Below are 12,048 nucleotides of genomic sequence, written 5' to 3' on the forward strand. Positions count from 1 at the left end.
GTATAGCGAGTGCCGAGCTGCAGTTCCTCGGCGCGCTTCAACGTTTCAGCGCTGCGCGTGGCAATCACCACTTCATTGGCAATACCCAGCCGCTTGATGTCATGGGCAAGCGAGGAGCCGATAAGGCCGATGCCGACCAGCGCGATGCGATCGAACTGCACCGTCATGCCGAGCGCCCCATGAATTCGCCGAGCGCTTCGATGACGCCGCGATTAGCCTCTTCGGGACCGACGCTCATGCGCAGCGAATTGGGGAAGCCGTAGCTATGCACCGCACGCAGGATATAGCCACGGCTCGTCAGGAAATCGTCAGCGTCAGCAGCGCGCTTGCCGTCGACATCCGGGAAATGGATGAGAACGAAGTTGGTAACCGACGGCGTGACCTTGAGACCGATCGTTTCGAGCGCCGACGTAAGCTTCTCGATCCACATCTGGTTGAACGAGACCGCTTCCTGGACGAATGCCTGATCGCGGATAGCTGCAGCGCCGGCGGCAATGGCCGGGGCGTTCATGTTGAACGGGCCACGGACGCGATTGACTGCGTCGATGATGTCGGCCGGAGCGTACATCCAGCCGACACGGAGCGCGGCAAGACCATAGACCTTCGAGAAGGTGCGGGTCATGACGACGTTCGCATTGGATGACACGATCTCGATGCCGGCTTCATAGTCGTTGCGGCGGACATATTCGGCATAGGCAGAATCGAGCACCAGAACGACATGCTTCGGCAGCCCGGCCTGCAGCCGGCGGATTTCGCTGACCGGGATATAGGTACCGGTCGGATTGCCGGGATTGGCGATGAAGACGATCTTCGTCTTCTCCGTCACGGCAGCAAGGATCGCGTCGACATCGACGGTGTGATCCTTCTCCTTGACCACGATGGGCGTCGCACCCGCGCACATGATCTGGATCTTGTAGACGAGAAAGCCGTGCTCGGTGATGATCCCTTCGTCGCCGGGGCCGAGATAGACGTGGCAAAGCAGGCCGAGCAGCTCGTCCGAGCCGTTGCCGCACATGATGTTGGCCGGGTTGAGACCATGGACGGCGGCGATCGCCTCGCGCAGCGCGATCGCCTGGCCGTCCGGATAGCGTTCGAGATGGCCGGCAGCCGCACGGAAGGCCTCGATTGCCTTCGGGCTCGCGCCGAGCGGCGTTTCGTTGGACGAGAGCTTGTAGACGCGGGCGACACCTGGCGCGTGCTCCTTGCCCGGCACGTAGGCTGCGATATCCAGGATACCGGGACGCGGAACGGGCTTGCTCTTCTCAACGCTCATAGGATCGACCTTGGAAAATGCCGGAATACCGGCTGGAAATTGCCCTGTGGCAATAAAGCGGAAAGCGGCCTTTGTCGAGTGAGACTTAGCGGCTGCGCGTCGTCGGAACGCCATGAGGGGCAAGAACCGGAACGAAGACGCGGCGTGACGCGCGGGCAGCGACCGGCAGGCCCTGATAGAGCCGCTTCTGCGCCTCGACGACGATGACGCCGGAAAAGGCCGGCCAGAGCGCGCGGCCGACGCGCTCGAAACCGCGCCGAAGGCTAAGAACCGCACGAAGCTTCGACGGCGGGAAGAACAGCGCCTCCGCGGTGGCCCCAGGAGTGAAGTTTGTCTCGCGCAGCAGGTTCGTAAGCTGGCCGCGCGAATACGGGCGGCCGGAGCCGAAGGGCGTATGCTCCATCCGCGCCCAGACGCCGCGCCGGTTCGGCACGACGATGACAAGGCGGCCGCCGGGAGCAAGCACCCGCCAGAGTTCCTTCAACGTCTCCCGTGGACTTTCGGCAAATTCCAGCGAATGAACCATCAGCACCCGATCAATGGAAGAATCGGGAAGCGGCAATTCCTCATCGAAGATGAGGGCGGTCGATGACAGCGACCCCATGGGCCAGTTCACGGCGCCTTGTCCGGCAGGCATGAAGGCAAACGTGCGCTCCGTATCCGCGCAGAACCGATCAAGAAACGGAACGGCATAGCCTATGCCCACGAGCCGCTCCTGCGGCAGGCGTACCCAAAGCGACGACAGCGCCATGGCTATCGACTGCTCGGCAAAGCGACCGAGCTCGGAGTGGTAGAACTGGCGCAGATCGACAATATCCATGTGCATCGCGACAAATGTTATCAGCGGGCAGTTGGACTTCAAGGTCGAAGTCTCTACATTCCGGGCATATCCGTGGGAAAGAGGCCCTTTAGACGATGAAACCTTTGGAATTAGAAGTTTTTCCGTGCCGATCCGACAATTTCGGCGTCCTCGTGCATGATGCGGAGACGGGCCTGACGGCGTCGATCGACGCGCCGGAAGAGGCAGCCGTGACAGCCGCGGCCAAGCGGCGTGGATGGAGGATCTCGCACATCCTCACCACCCATCACCACACCGACCACGTGGAAGGCAATTTGCCACTGAAGGAGCAGTTCGGCTGCGAGATCATCGGCCCGGTCAACGAGGCCGTCGCCATTCCAGGCCTGGACAAGACCATGGCCGATGGCGACAGCTTCCTCTTCGGCGACCATACGGTCAACGTCATCGAAACCCCAGGCCATACCGCCGGTCACATCTGCTACCATTTCGTTGACGATAAGCTCCTTTTTGCCGCCGACACCCTCTTTGCACTTGGCTGCGGCCGCCTCTTTGAGCGCCCCGCCGCGGACATGTGGCACTCGCTCCAGAAGCTGGCTGTCCTGCCGGATGAGACAGCGATCTATTTCGGCCATGAATACACGCTCTCCAACGCCCGCTTCGCGCTGACGATCGATCCGGACAACGAGCGTCTGAAGAGCCGCGCGGCAGAGATCGAAGCGCTGCGTGCCGAAGGCAAGTTCACGATCCCGACGACGCTTGCGCTGGAGAAGGAAACCAACCCGTTCCTCCGCGCCGCGGATCCTGCGATCCGCCGCAACCTCCTGATGGAAGGCCGGACGAACGAGGAAGTGTTCGCGGAAATCCGCAGCCGCAAGGACCATTTCTGAATGTCGCCCGACCAGATCATCGAGGCGCTTTCGATGCAGCCGCATCCGGAAGGCGGCTGGTATGTGCAGACGTTTCGTGATGACAATGGCGGAGACCGCGGCCACTCCACGGCAATCTATTACCTGCTGAAGGCGGGGCAACGCTCGCACTGGCATCGTGTCCACGATGCGGCGGAGGTCTGGCACTACTATACCGGCGCGCCCTTGGCGCTCCACCGGTCGCAAGACGGCGTGACGAGCGAAACCTTGAGGCTTGGCATCGACATCCTCAACGGCGAACGGCCGCAGGCGATCATTCCGGCGAACTGCTGGCAATCGGCTGAAACGCTTGGCGATTACACACTCGTTGGCTGCACGGTAGCGCCCGGCTTCGAATTCTCGAAATTCGAAATGGCTCCGCCGGATTGGAAACCCGGAGGCTAGGGTCAGGCCCCAAGCTACTCGGCTGCCGCGGGCTGTTCTGCGGCACTCTTGCGGCGAAACATCTCCTGTGCTGCCAGAACTGCACCGCCGGTCACCAGGACACAAGCGATCGCGATGCGCCAGCTCGGCTCGGCAAAGCCGAAAAGCGTAAGGTTCAGCGTCGACAGCAGCGGGGCGGCATAGCTTGCCGCACCGAGAATCTGAATATCGCCGTTCTTGACGCCGAAATCCCAAGCATAGAAGGCAGCCCCGACGGGGAAAAGCCCGAGACCGGCGACCGCGACCCATTGCGTAGCCGTTTCCGGCCAGACCGTCGTCTCAAGCCCGAGGTGACAGATGAGCGACAGGATCGAGGTCGCGAGGCAGAAGCCGGTGACGACATCCGTCGAAACCGCATCGAAACGCCGCGTCAGCAGCGAGTAGCCGGACCAGGTGAAGGCGCAGAGGAGAGCCGCACCGTAGCCGACCGCATAGGCGCCATCGAAATCAATCCCGTTTCGACCGACGATGAGAAACGTGCCGCAGAGCCCGGCAAGCGCGCCCGCCACATGATACCAGCGCAGCTTTTCGCCCGGCAGCAGTGCAGAGCCGACGACGATGAGCAGGGGCCAGAGATAGGCGATCAATCCAGCCTCGACCGCCGGCGCATTGCGAAGCGCCGTGAAATACAGGAAGTGATAGCCGAATAGGCCGGCAATGCCGATGAGCCAGACCTTTGCAGGTTGCTTCAGCAGCGCAATGCGGGATGGGTTGAGGATCATCACCACCATGCCCGGAATGCTGCCGATTGCAAAGCAGATCGTCGAAAGCTGAAACGGCGGCATCTTGCCGGACGCAGCGGTGAAGAGTGCCAGAAACGACCACATCAGAATGGCCGTGAATCCGATCAATGTCGCCCGAAGCTTCACCTGTCTCCCTTCACGGAGACCAGCTCCGTCAGCTTACGCCGTATTTCACAGCGGTAATCGTCACCATTCCGTATTGCGTCGGAATGCGGACATAGACCGGAGCATATACATTTGCGGCCTGCGCCTTTGCAAACCAGATTTCCATGGCGCCGCTTCTGCTCAGATAGTCGATATCCTTGCGGCCCTTCCTGTATCCCGACCTCGGCACGAAACGCACGCCGCAGACGGTTGCCTTGCCCGAGAATCCGTTCGTCGTGAAATCCTCTGATCGCTTCGGCGAAAGCACGAGGTCCATGCGCATCTCACCGTCATAGATCGGCAGCCGCTGCGAGCAAAGCTTCGCGTCGCCAGGGAAGATCAAGCCTGAGATGGGGTCGAGTACGGAGCGCATGTCTCCCGGTTTGACATCGATCCAATTCTTCGGCGGGCGCCGTTCCGGCCTGACCGTGGTGGAGACGATATTGCCGTTTCTGTAACGGACTTCGTAGGTACGCGCGCGCTTGCCGCTCTTGTAGTAAAGGTAATAGCGTTGCGCCTGCAGGCGATCGTCGCGGATGACTCCGGTGACAGTGGTCTTTGCAGCAATCTTCGTCACGAGATCGGCAAGCCCTGCGGAACTGATATCCCCGGAAACCTGGTAGCTGTGATCGTCCTCGATCTGGGTAACGAAAGCGGCACGCGCAATCGGCAGAATTCCCAGAGCAACCTTGTATTCCGTGCGATGGCGGATCTCGCTTGCAGTGGCCGGGACGGACATCAGTGCTGCAATTGACAATACGAAAATTCGCTTGCCCAGATGAACCATGACGAGAGCCTTCTTTGGGGCGGATTTGCCCCGCATAGAGAGTCTATACTCCTGCCTCGTGTGTAAGCAAACACAAGCTTTTTGACAGAATCGCGGGAAAGGCCAACGTTTGGCTTGACGCGGGCGGCCGCTCTGACTATAGAACCGCAACTTTCCAATTATGGCCTGTTGGATTGCTGACCCGGTTTTGCCGGGGATTGCAAGCCGATGGCCGAGAAAACCAAGAATAGGTGTCCAATGTCTCGCGTGTGCGAATTGACCGGCAAGGCCGTCCTCGTTGGCAACAATGTCAGCCATGCTAACAACAAGACCAAGCGCCGGTTCCTGCCGAACCTGTGCCAGGTTACGCTGATCTCTGACGCTCTCGGCCAGCGTTATCGTCTGCGCGTTTCGGCTGCTGCTCTTCGTTCGGTCGAGCATCGCGGTGGCCTCGACTCCTTCCTGCTGAAGGCAAGTGAAAACGAACTGTCGATGCGCGCGCGTCTGCTGCGCCGCCAGATCGTCAAGAAGACCGCCGAAGCCGCATAAGCTTCGACGCTTTCTCTCATACCGCTTCAAAAGGCTTGCACGGCTGACGCCGGACAAGCCTTTTGCTTTGCCTAGCTATCGCTCCAACTGGTGGCATCACCCAGGATAAAAAAATGCTGAAGACCCGCTACACGCTCGCTTATATCGCTCTGATGACTTTGGTGGTCGTCGCCTCCAACTTCCTCGTCCAGTTTCCGCTGAACGCCGAGGTTGCCGGCATCAACCTCGCCGACATCCTGACCTGGGGCGCATTCAGCTACCCGGTCGCCTTTCTGATCACCGATTTAACAAATCGTCAGTTCGGCCCTCAGGCCGCACGAAAGGTCGTGTTCGCAGGCTTCGTCGTCGGCGTCGGGCTGTCCTTCTTCACGGCAGTGCCGCGCATTGCAATCGCCTCAGGTTCCGCTTATCTCGCAGGCCAGCTGCTCGATATAGCCGTCTTCAATCGCCTCCGTCGCCAGACCTGGTGGCGCGCGCCGCTCGTCGGCTCGCTGATCGGTTCGGCCCTTGATACGGCGATCTTCTTCTCCTTTGCGTTTGCCGCATTCTTCGTCTTCCTCGGCCCGAACGAGCCGTTCGCGCTGGAGCCGGCCCCGATCCTCGGTGCGTTTGCCGCTCAGGCGCCTCGCTGGATTTCCTGGGCAATCAGCGACTTCTCGGTGAAGATGATCATGGGCCTTGTGATGTTGCTGCCCTACAGCGCTCTCATGAACACATTGCGGCCGATGCAAGTGGCGCGGGCAACCTGACAGGTAGGGCTGCTTTCGGACGGCGTTTATTCCGAGAGACGGAATTCGAGCATGAGGTTCCGCTCCAGAATGGAGTGGTTGTCATCGGAAACGACGATCACATGGGTGGTGCCGTCCGGCGCCTGAAAGGTGTCCAGGCCTTCCATGTTGTCGATCTGATAGCCGAAATCGGCTGTCAGCAAGACTTCGCCGTCGGCCATGGCGCCCGGCTTGATCTCTCCTGCGCCGATACGCCGGATACGCATTCCGATGCCTTCGGCGATGTTGAAACGCCGCTCCAGAAGCAGGAGATCGCCGTCCGGCAAGAAGGCGCCATCCGTCGGATCGAAGTCGTCCTTACGGATCACCGAAAAGCGTCCCTTTAGCGGCCCATCGAGGATCGCACCGTAGACGTTGCCCTGCTTATCCCGGCTCTCTTCGGAAATGATGACGATCGCACCCTTCAGCGGGCTATCAGCCGGTGCCACCGCCATCGTCTCGAAGCCACGGCCGGGCCGCAACAATCTTGTCGGCACGAGGAGCGGGATCGAACCTAGTGACGGCGAGTTCTCGAAGCCGGGATCGGGATAGGTCTCGACCCGGTGATCCTGCTCGAAGGAAGCCAGAACCTGGTCGCCCCTCAGCGCGAGGCCCTCGGCGTCCATGTGTCCCTTGCCTTCGAAAGTCTGCCCGGTCCCATTCTTCATGGGCGTGATTTCAACGCCCGACAGACCGGAGAGCCTGCCCTGCGGATCGCGCTCGATGCTGCCGGTCAGCCAATGACCGGTATCCAGCACGCCGACGAAATGTTTCTGGTCCGGTCTGAAACGGATCGACGACCAGGAGCCGAAGAGCCGGTTGCCCGATACCATCTCCAGCCCGCCGAGAAATTCCAACGGTCCAAACTTCGTCTCGCTGGAGCCGATCTTGAACGTCGGGATGGCACGACTGCTGATCTCAGTCTTATCGACCGCAAATGCGCCTGAAGCATCCGCCGCGAGACAGAGGGTGAGCAAAGCCACGCGGGAGAGACGGATCATCAAGCCGTTTCCCTGCGGCAATCAGCTTGCGCGCCGCAGGCGGCCGGCCTGCGGCTGCGATGCCTGGTCCTCGAAGAGCGAAGCAAGCTGCTCGGTCATCGCGCCCGCGAGCTCATCCGCATCGACGATCGTAACGGCGCGGCGATAGTAGCGCGTCACATCGTGGCCGATACCGATCGCAAGCAGTTCGACCGGCGAACGAGTTTCGATCTGCTCGATGACGGCTCGCAGGTGGCGTTCGAGATAATTGCCCGGATTGACCGACAGCGTGGAATCATCGACCGGCGCGCCATCCGAGATCATCATCAGAATGCGGCGCTGTTCGCGCCGGGCCAGAAGGCGGTTGTGCGCCCAGATCAGCGCCTCGCCGTCGATATTTTCCTTGAGCAGACCTTCGCGCATCATCAGCCCGAGATTGGTGCGCGCGCGGCGCCACGGCGCATCAGCGGATTTGTAGATGATGTGGCGCAGGTCATTGAGACGGCCGGGTGTCTGCGGCTTTCCGCCGGCGAGCCAGGTCTCACGGGCCTGACCGCCCTTCCAGGCCTTGGTCGTGAAGCCAAGGATCTCGACCTTGACGCCGCAGCGCTCCAGCGTGCGGGCAAGAATATCGGCGCAGGTCGCCGCCACCGTGATCGGCCGTCCGCGCATGGAGCCGGAATTGTCGATCAGCAGCGTCACGACCGTATCCCGAAACTGCGTATCCCGCTCCATCTTGAAGGAGAGCGGCTGCATCGGATCGATGATGATGCGCTGCAGGCGGGCCGTATCCAGATAGCCCTCCTCCAGATCGAAATCCCAGGAGCGGTTCTGCTGCGCCATCAACCGTCGCTGCAGGCGGTTGGCCAGGCGGCCAACGGCGCCTTGCAGGTGCGCCAGCTGCTTGTCGAGGAAGGCGCGCAGGCGCTCCAGTTCGGCAGCGTCGCAGAGCTCTTCCGCGGTGATGATCTCGTCGAATTCTTCGGTGAAGACGTGATAATCGACCTTCTCGTTAAAATCGGCAAAGGGCGTGTTCGGCCGGCGCGTCTCGCCGGGCGTCTCCGAATCGTCCTCGCCCTCCTCCATCATGTCATCGTCGGAGATCTCGGCGCCTTCGGTTTCGCCGTCCTCCATCTGCTCGTCGGCGACTTCGCTATCCTCGACCGGAGCCGCGTCGGTGCCGGCATCATCATCGACCTCGTCCTGATCCGGCTCGTCGCCGTTCGGCTGGTCTTGCTGATCCGACTGGTCGTCGGCATCCGGCTCGTTGTCGTCTTCGCCGTATTGCTCGGCCATTTCCATCGCCGACAGCATGTTGCGGACGACCTTGGAAAAGGCCTGCTGGTCGTTGATGACGTTCGACAGGTTGTCGAGTTCCGAACCAGCCTTCTCCTCGATGAAGGAGCGCCACAGATCGAGCACCTTCCCCGCGGAAGCCGGCGGTTTCTGGCCGGTCAGCTTCTCACGCACCATCATGGCGACGGCTTCGCCGACCGGCGCATCTTCCTGCCGCTCGACGCCGGTGAAATTCGCCTTGGCGTATTTCTCCTCGGTCATGGAGCGCAGGTTGGCCGCCATGCCTTCCATCCGCAGCGTTCCGATCGATTCGACCCGTGCCTGCTCGACGGCGTCGAACACCGCGCGCGCATCAGCGCCCTGCGGCGCCATTGTGGCATGCATTTTCTCATCATGGCAGGCGAGCCGAAGCGCCATGGAATCGCCCAGGCCGCGCGTCACCGCCAGTTCGTGTGCGGTCGGCCGCTTGGAAAGCTCCGGCAGACGAATGCGCTCGGCCGTCATGCCGGGGCGCTCGTTGGCGAAGGTCACTTCGACTTCGCCGTCGCCCGCAATCGCCCGGACGCAGCCAGTTATCGCACGCCGCAAGGGCTCGACGTCGACCGGGCCGCTCGGCCTTGCTTTGGAATTGTCACCACGAGATGCCATGATCGACCGGCCTCAGGCCTCCAGCACGATGTTGGCTGCGCTTTCCTTGAGCTCGACCCCGAAGGCGCGCTGATAGTGTTCGGCAACCAGCGGACGCTCAAGTTCGTCGCACTTGTTGAGGAAGGTCACGCGGAAGGCAAAGGCGAGATCCCCGAAGATCTCCGCGTTCTCGGCCCAGGTGATGACCGTACGCGGGCTCATGACGGTCGAGAGATCGCCGTTCATGAACGAGGCGCGCGTCAGATCGGCGACCCGAACCATCTTGGAAACGGTCTCGCGGCCGTTCTTGTCCTTCCCGAAGCTCTTAACCTTGGAGGCGACGATGTTCACTTCGTGATCGTGCGGCAGGTAGTTCAGCGTAGTCACGATCGACCAGCGGTCCATCTGCGCCTGGTTGATCTGCTGCGTGCCGTGATAGAGGCCGGTTGTATCACCGAGACCGATCGTGTTTGCCGTCGCAAACAAGCGGAAAGCGGGATGCGGACGGATAACCCGGCTCTGGTCGAGCAGCGTCAGGCGGCCGGACGATTCCAGCACGCGCTGGATAACGAACATCACGTCCGGGCGGCCGGCATCGTATTCATCGAAGACGAGCGCAACATTGTGCTGATAGGCCCAGGGCAGGATACCATCCTTGAACTCGGTGACCTGCAGTCCGTCCTTGACAACGATGGCGTCCTTGCCGACGAGATCGATACGGCTGACGTGGCTATCGAGGTTGATACGCACGCAGGGCCAGTTGAGGCGGGTAGCGACTTGTTCGATGTGAGAGGATTTACCCGTTCCGTGATAGCCGGAGATCATGACGCGCCGGTTGTGAGCAAAACCGGCGAGAATGGCGAGCGTCGTCTCGCGGTCGAAAAGGTAGTCCGGATCGAGGTCGGGAACGTAGGCGTCACCCTTGCTGTAGGCCGGAACGCGAATATCGGAATCGATCCCGAAGACCTCCCTGACCGAAACGGTGGTATCGGGAAGCTCGGAAATATCAAGGTCTATCTTGCTCATCATGTCTCCAAGGCGGGTGCTTCCACCCGGCCATACTATCTCAGGCCATTTCACGACCATGACGCCGCAGCTTTGTTCCGCGCCGTTCAGGTGGGAACTCGGCGATACTTCTCCGGGACTGAAGCGAAACCTCGGCGGGATAATGACCGCGTGCGAGCATTCTGGAACTGAGTCCCGGACAAGAAACGCCGCGTCCGGAAGGTTGGCGAAGGCGGGTTGGCAAAACGCACAGATTCCTGCCGCGGTTGCCTGCGGCCTCAGCCGACTTGGACCATACCCGATTGAAGGCGGAGAGCAAGGACAGGAATTAACAAAAACCGTTCTGCTTCAACAATTGATAGGCCTGAATGACAGCCCGGAAACGGTCTTCCGAACCGCGGTCTCCGCCATTAGCGTCGGGATGATGCTTCTTGACCAGCTCCTTATAGCGGCTTTTGATCTCCGAGGAGGTCGCGCTGGCGGCAAGGCCCATCGTGTCGAAAGCCTTGGCTTCCAGGCTTTTCAGCTTGCGCTGTTCGGGAAAACGCGGTCCGCTTCCCTTGGTGCCGTTGACGAAACCGAAAGGGTCGCGCACGCGGTAGGAACCCGAACGGAGGTCGGAATGCAGCGGGCTGTTCTTGGCGGCCTTGTTGACGCCGACGGTCCAGGTCGGACGATGGCCGGTAATCGCTTCTTTCTGATAGCGCGCGATTTCGCCGTCGGAGAGACCGGAAAAATAGTTGTAGCCCTTGTTGTATTCCTTGACGTGCTCGAAGCAGAAAAGAAAGAACTGCCCTTCGGCGTTGCGTCCGACGGGTGCGCGATGCGCGCCTTTCTTGTCACAGCCGTCCCACTGACAGGTCGGAGGAGCCTGTTCGGTTTCCTGCTCGCGTTTGCGGCGGGTGCGGATGCGATCGAAATATTTGGAATCAAGTCTCATGGCGGCGCTAATTATGAGCCTCCGAAGAGGCGACAACAAGAATTGACAAACACGATTGTTGCTGGCTTGGTGGGAACCCCTTTTTTGCCAACCAACCGGACGAAATCGTGACTCTCCAGACCCGCATCGAAGCAAAACTGACCGAGGCTTTCGCCCCTGAACGCCTTGACGTCATCAACGAAAGCCACCTGCATGCCGGCCACCAGCCGGATATCACAGGCATGGGCGAAACGCACATGCGAGTGCGCATCGTTTCGGCCAAATTTGCAGGAATGACCAGGCTCGCCCGTCACCGGGCCATTACCGAACTGCTGAAACCGGAGCTGGACGCCGGGCTGCATGCCCTCGCCGTCGAACCCGCCGCACCCGGCGAAGTGACCCGCTGGTAGCGGAACACCTGCATTATATAGGCTTTTGCCCTCCTTTTACAAAGGAGGATCATCGCCCGCGTCTGGCTGGATCATACCGGCTTGATCTCGTCCTCTCCGGCGGGACGAATACGCAACTTGGTGATGCGGTTCTTTTCCCGACGCATCACGATGAAACGTTTGCCGTAGAAAGTGAAAGCCTGCCGCTCTTCGGGAATCGTCATCGATTCATGGATGACGAGGCCGGCAATGGTCGTCGCTTCCTCGTCCGGCAATTGCCAATCGAGCGCGCGGTTCAGGTCGCGGATCGGAACGCTGCCATCGACAACGATCGACCCGTCCGATTCCTGGCGGACCCCCTGCATATCAATGTCGTGTTCATCGGAAATATCGCCGACGATCTCCTCGAGAATGTCTTCGAGCGTCACGATGCCCTGCACCT

At 60.7% G+C, this 12,048-nt stretch carries 15 protein-coding genes; 5 read left to right on the top strand and 10 right to left on the bottom strand.

All coding sequences use genetic code 11. From position 1 onward, the window contains the following. The 3 genes from ACPYOI_RS31765 to ACPYOI_RS31775 form a co-directional block, all read right to left on the bottom strand. The coding region (locus ACPYOI_RS31765; RefSeq protein WP_481423863.1) for an NAD(P)-binding domain-containing protein at window positions 1–167 on the bottom strand (167 nt) is incomplete at its 3' end. Next, window positions 164–1,273 carry a histidinol-phosphate transaminase gene (hisC, locus tag ACPYOI_RS31770; protein ID WP_481416417.1) on the bottom strand — a complete coding sequence of 370 codons (1,110 nt, stop codon included), beginning with the start codon at window positions 1,271–1,273 and terminating at the stop codon, window positions 164–166. The genes ACPYOI_RS31765 and hisC, both read right to left, overlap by 4 nt. A gap of 85 nt (window positions 1,274–1,358) precedes the next feature. Further along, window positions 1,359–2,135, bottom strand: coding sequence for a class I SAM-dependent methyltransferase (locus ACPYOI_RS31775; protein ID WP_481416416.1), 777 nt, complete (start codon window positions 2,133–2,135; stop codon window positions 1,359–1,361). 53 nt (window positions 2,136–2,188) lie between these two features. Here ACPYOI_RS31775 and gloB point away from each other — a divergent pair, with 53 nt between their 5' ends. Beyond that, window positions 2,189–2,959, top strand: coding sequence for a hydroxyacylglutathione hydrolase (gene gloB, locus ACPYOI_RS31780; protein ID WP_481416415.1), 771 nt, complete (start codon window positions 2,189–2,191; stop codon window positions 2,957–2,959). Beyond that, the gene (locus ACPYOI_RS31785; protein ID WP_481416414.1) at window positions 2,960–3,382 is read left to right on the top strand and encodes a cupin domain-containing protein; all 423 of its coding nucleotides are present in this window, start codon (window positions 2,960–2,962) and stop codon (window positions 3,380–3,382) included. A gap of 14 nt (window positions 3,383–3,396) precedes the next feature. Here ACPYOI_RS31785 and yddG read toward each other — a convergent pair whose 3' ends face one another. Together yddG and ACPYOI_RS31795 are read right to left on the bottom strand one after the other, a co-directional pair. Beyond that, on the bottom strand, window positions 3,397–4,290 hold the full coding sequence (gene yddG, locus ACPYOI_RS31790; protein ID WP_481416413.1) for an aromatic amino acid exporter YddG: 894 nt from the start codon (window positions 4,288–4,290) through the stop codon (window positions 3,397–3,399). A gap of 28 nt (window positions 4,291–4,318) precedes the next feature. After that, window positions 4,319–5,095: a DUF3108 domain-containing protein gene (locus ACPYOI_RS31795; protein WP_168832706.1), complete on the bottom strand. Its 777-nt coding sequence runs from the start codon at window positions 5,093–5,095 to the stop codon at window positions 4,319–4,321. A gap of 237 nt (window positions 5,096–5,332) precedes the next feature. Between ACPYOI_RS31795 and rpmB the strand changes: the two genes are divergently transcribed. Further along, window positions 5,333–5,623 carry a 50S ribosomal protein L28 gene (rpmB, locus tag ACPYOI_RS31800; protein WP_168832632.1) on the top strand — a complete coding sequence of 97 codons (291 nt, stop codon included), beginning with the start codon at window positions 5,333–5,335 and terminating at the stop codon, window positions 5,621–5,623. 113 nt (window positions 5,624–5,736) lie between these two features. Beyond that, entirely contained in the window at window positions 5,737–6,372 is a 636-nt protein-coding gene (locus tag ACPYOI_RS31805; protein WP_481416412.1) for a queuosine precursor transporter, read from the top strand. A 26-nt stretch (window positions 6,373–6,398) separates the two neighbouring features. Here ACPYOI_RS31805 and ACPYOI_RS31810 read toward each other — a convergent pair whose 3' ends face one another. The 4 genes from ACPYOI_RS31810 to ACPYOI_RS31825 all read right to left on the bottom strand — a co-directional run bounded on the left by ACPYOI_RS31810 (window position 6,399) and on the right by ACPYOI_RS31825 (window position 11,238). Next, complete coding sequence (locus ACPYOI_RS31810) at window positions 6,399–7,391, bottom strand: esterase-like activity of phytase family protein (RefSeq protein ID WP_481416411.1); 993 nt, start codon at window positions 7,389–7,391, stop codon at window positions 6,399–6,401. Between the two features lie 21 nt (window positions 7,392–7,412). Beyond that, window positions 7,413–9,314: a cobaltochelatase subunit CobT gene (gene cobT, locus ACPYOI_RS31815; protein WP_481423861.1), complete on the bottom strand. Its 1,902-nt coding sequence runs from the start codon at window positions 9,312–9,314 to the stop codon at window positions 7,413–7,415. 12 nt (window positions 9,315–9,326) lie between these two features. Further along, window positions 9,327–10,319 carry a cobaltochelatase subunit CobS gene (cobS, locus tag ACPYOI_RS31820; protein ID WP_168832636.1) on the bottom strand — a complete coding sequence of 331 codons (993 nt, stop codon included), beginning with the start codon at window positions 10,317–10,319 and terminating at the stop codon, window positions 9,327–9,329. A 307-nt stretch (window positions 10,320–10,626) separates the two neighbouring features. Further along, complete coding sequence (locus ACPYOI_RS31825; protein ID WP_168832637.1) at window positions 10,627–11,238, bottom strand: J domain-containing protein; 612 nt, start codon at window positions 11,236–11,238, stop codon at window positions 10,627–10,629. Window positions 11,239–11,342: 104 nt separating this feature from the next. On the opposite strand from ACPYOI_RS31825, the gene ACPYOI_RS31830 reads away from it, so the two are divergent. Then, a complete protein-coding gene (locus ACPYOI_RS31830) occupies window positions 11,343–11,627 on the top strand; it encodes a BolA family protein (RefSeq protein ID WP_312862183.1) in 285 nt (94 codons plus the stop codon). Window positions 11,628–11,698: 71 nt separating this feature from the next. Here the strand turns inward: ACPYOI_RS31830 and ACPYOI_RS31835 are convergent. Further along, the coding region (locus ACPYOI_RS31835; RefSeq protein WP_481423862.1) for a transporter associated domain-containing protein at window positions 11,699–12,048 on the bottom strand (350 nt) is incomplete at its 5' end.

It is taken from the genome of Rhizobium sp. SVR5-2C, from assembly GCF_056755115.1.

Coding starts and splice junctions, on each gene's coding strand:
- ACPYOI_RS31805 (WP_481416412.1), top strand. CDS start 5,737: ATGCTGAAGACCCGCTACACGCTCGCTTATATCGCTCTGATGACTTTG.
- ACPYOI_RS31825 (WP_168832637.1), bottom strand. CDS start 11,238: ATGAGACTTGATTCCAAATATTTCGATCGCATCCGCACCCGCCGCAAA.
- ACPYOI_RS31810 (WP_481416411.1), bottom strand. CDS start 7,391: ATGATCCGTCTCTCCCGCGTGGCTTTGCTCACCCTCTGTCTCGCGGCG.
- cobT (WP_481423861.1), bottom strand. CDS start 9,314: ATGGCATCTCGTGGTGACAATTCCAAAGCAAGGCCGAGCGGCCCGGTC.
- gloB (WP_481416415.1), top strand. CDS start 2,189: ATGAAACCTTTGGAATTAGAAGTTTTTCCGTGCCGATCCGACAATTTC.
- rpmB (WP_168832632.1), top strand. CDS start 5,333: ATGTCTCGCGTGTGCGAATTGACCGGCAAGGCCGTCCTCGTTGGCAAC.
- ACPYOI_RS31795 (WP_168832706.1), bottom strand. CDS start 5,095: ATGGTTCATCTGGGCAAGCGAATTTTCGTATTGTCAATTGCAGCACTG.
- cobS (WP_168832636.1), bottom strand. CDS start 10,319: ATGAGCAAGATAGACCTTGATATTTCCGAGCTTCCCGATACCACCGTT.
- hisC (WP_481416417.1), bottom strand. CDS start 1,273: ATGAGCGTTGAGAAGAGCAAGCCCGTTCCGCGTCCCGGTATCCTGGAT.
- ACPYOI_RS31785 (WP_481416414.1), top strand. CDS start 2,960: ATGTCGCCCGACCAGATCATCGAGGCGCTTTCGATGCAGCCGCATCCG.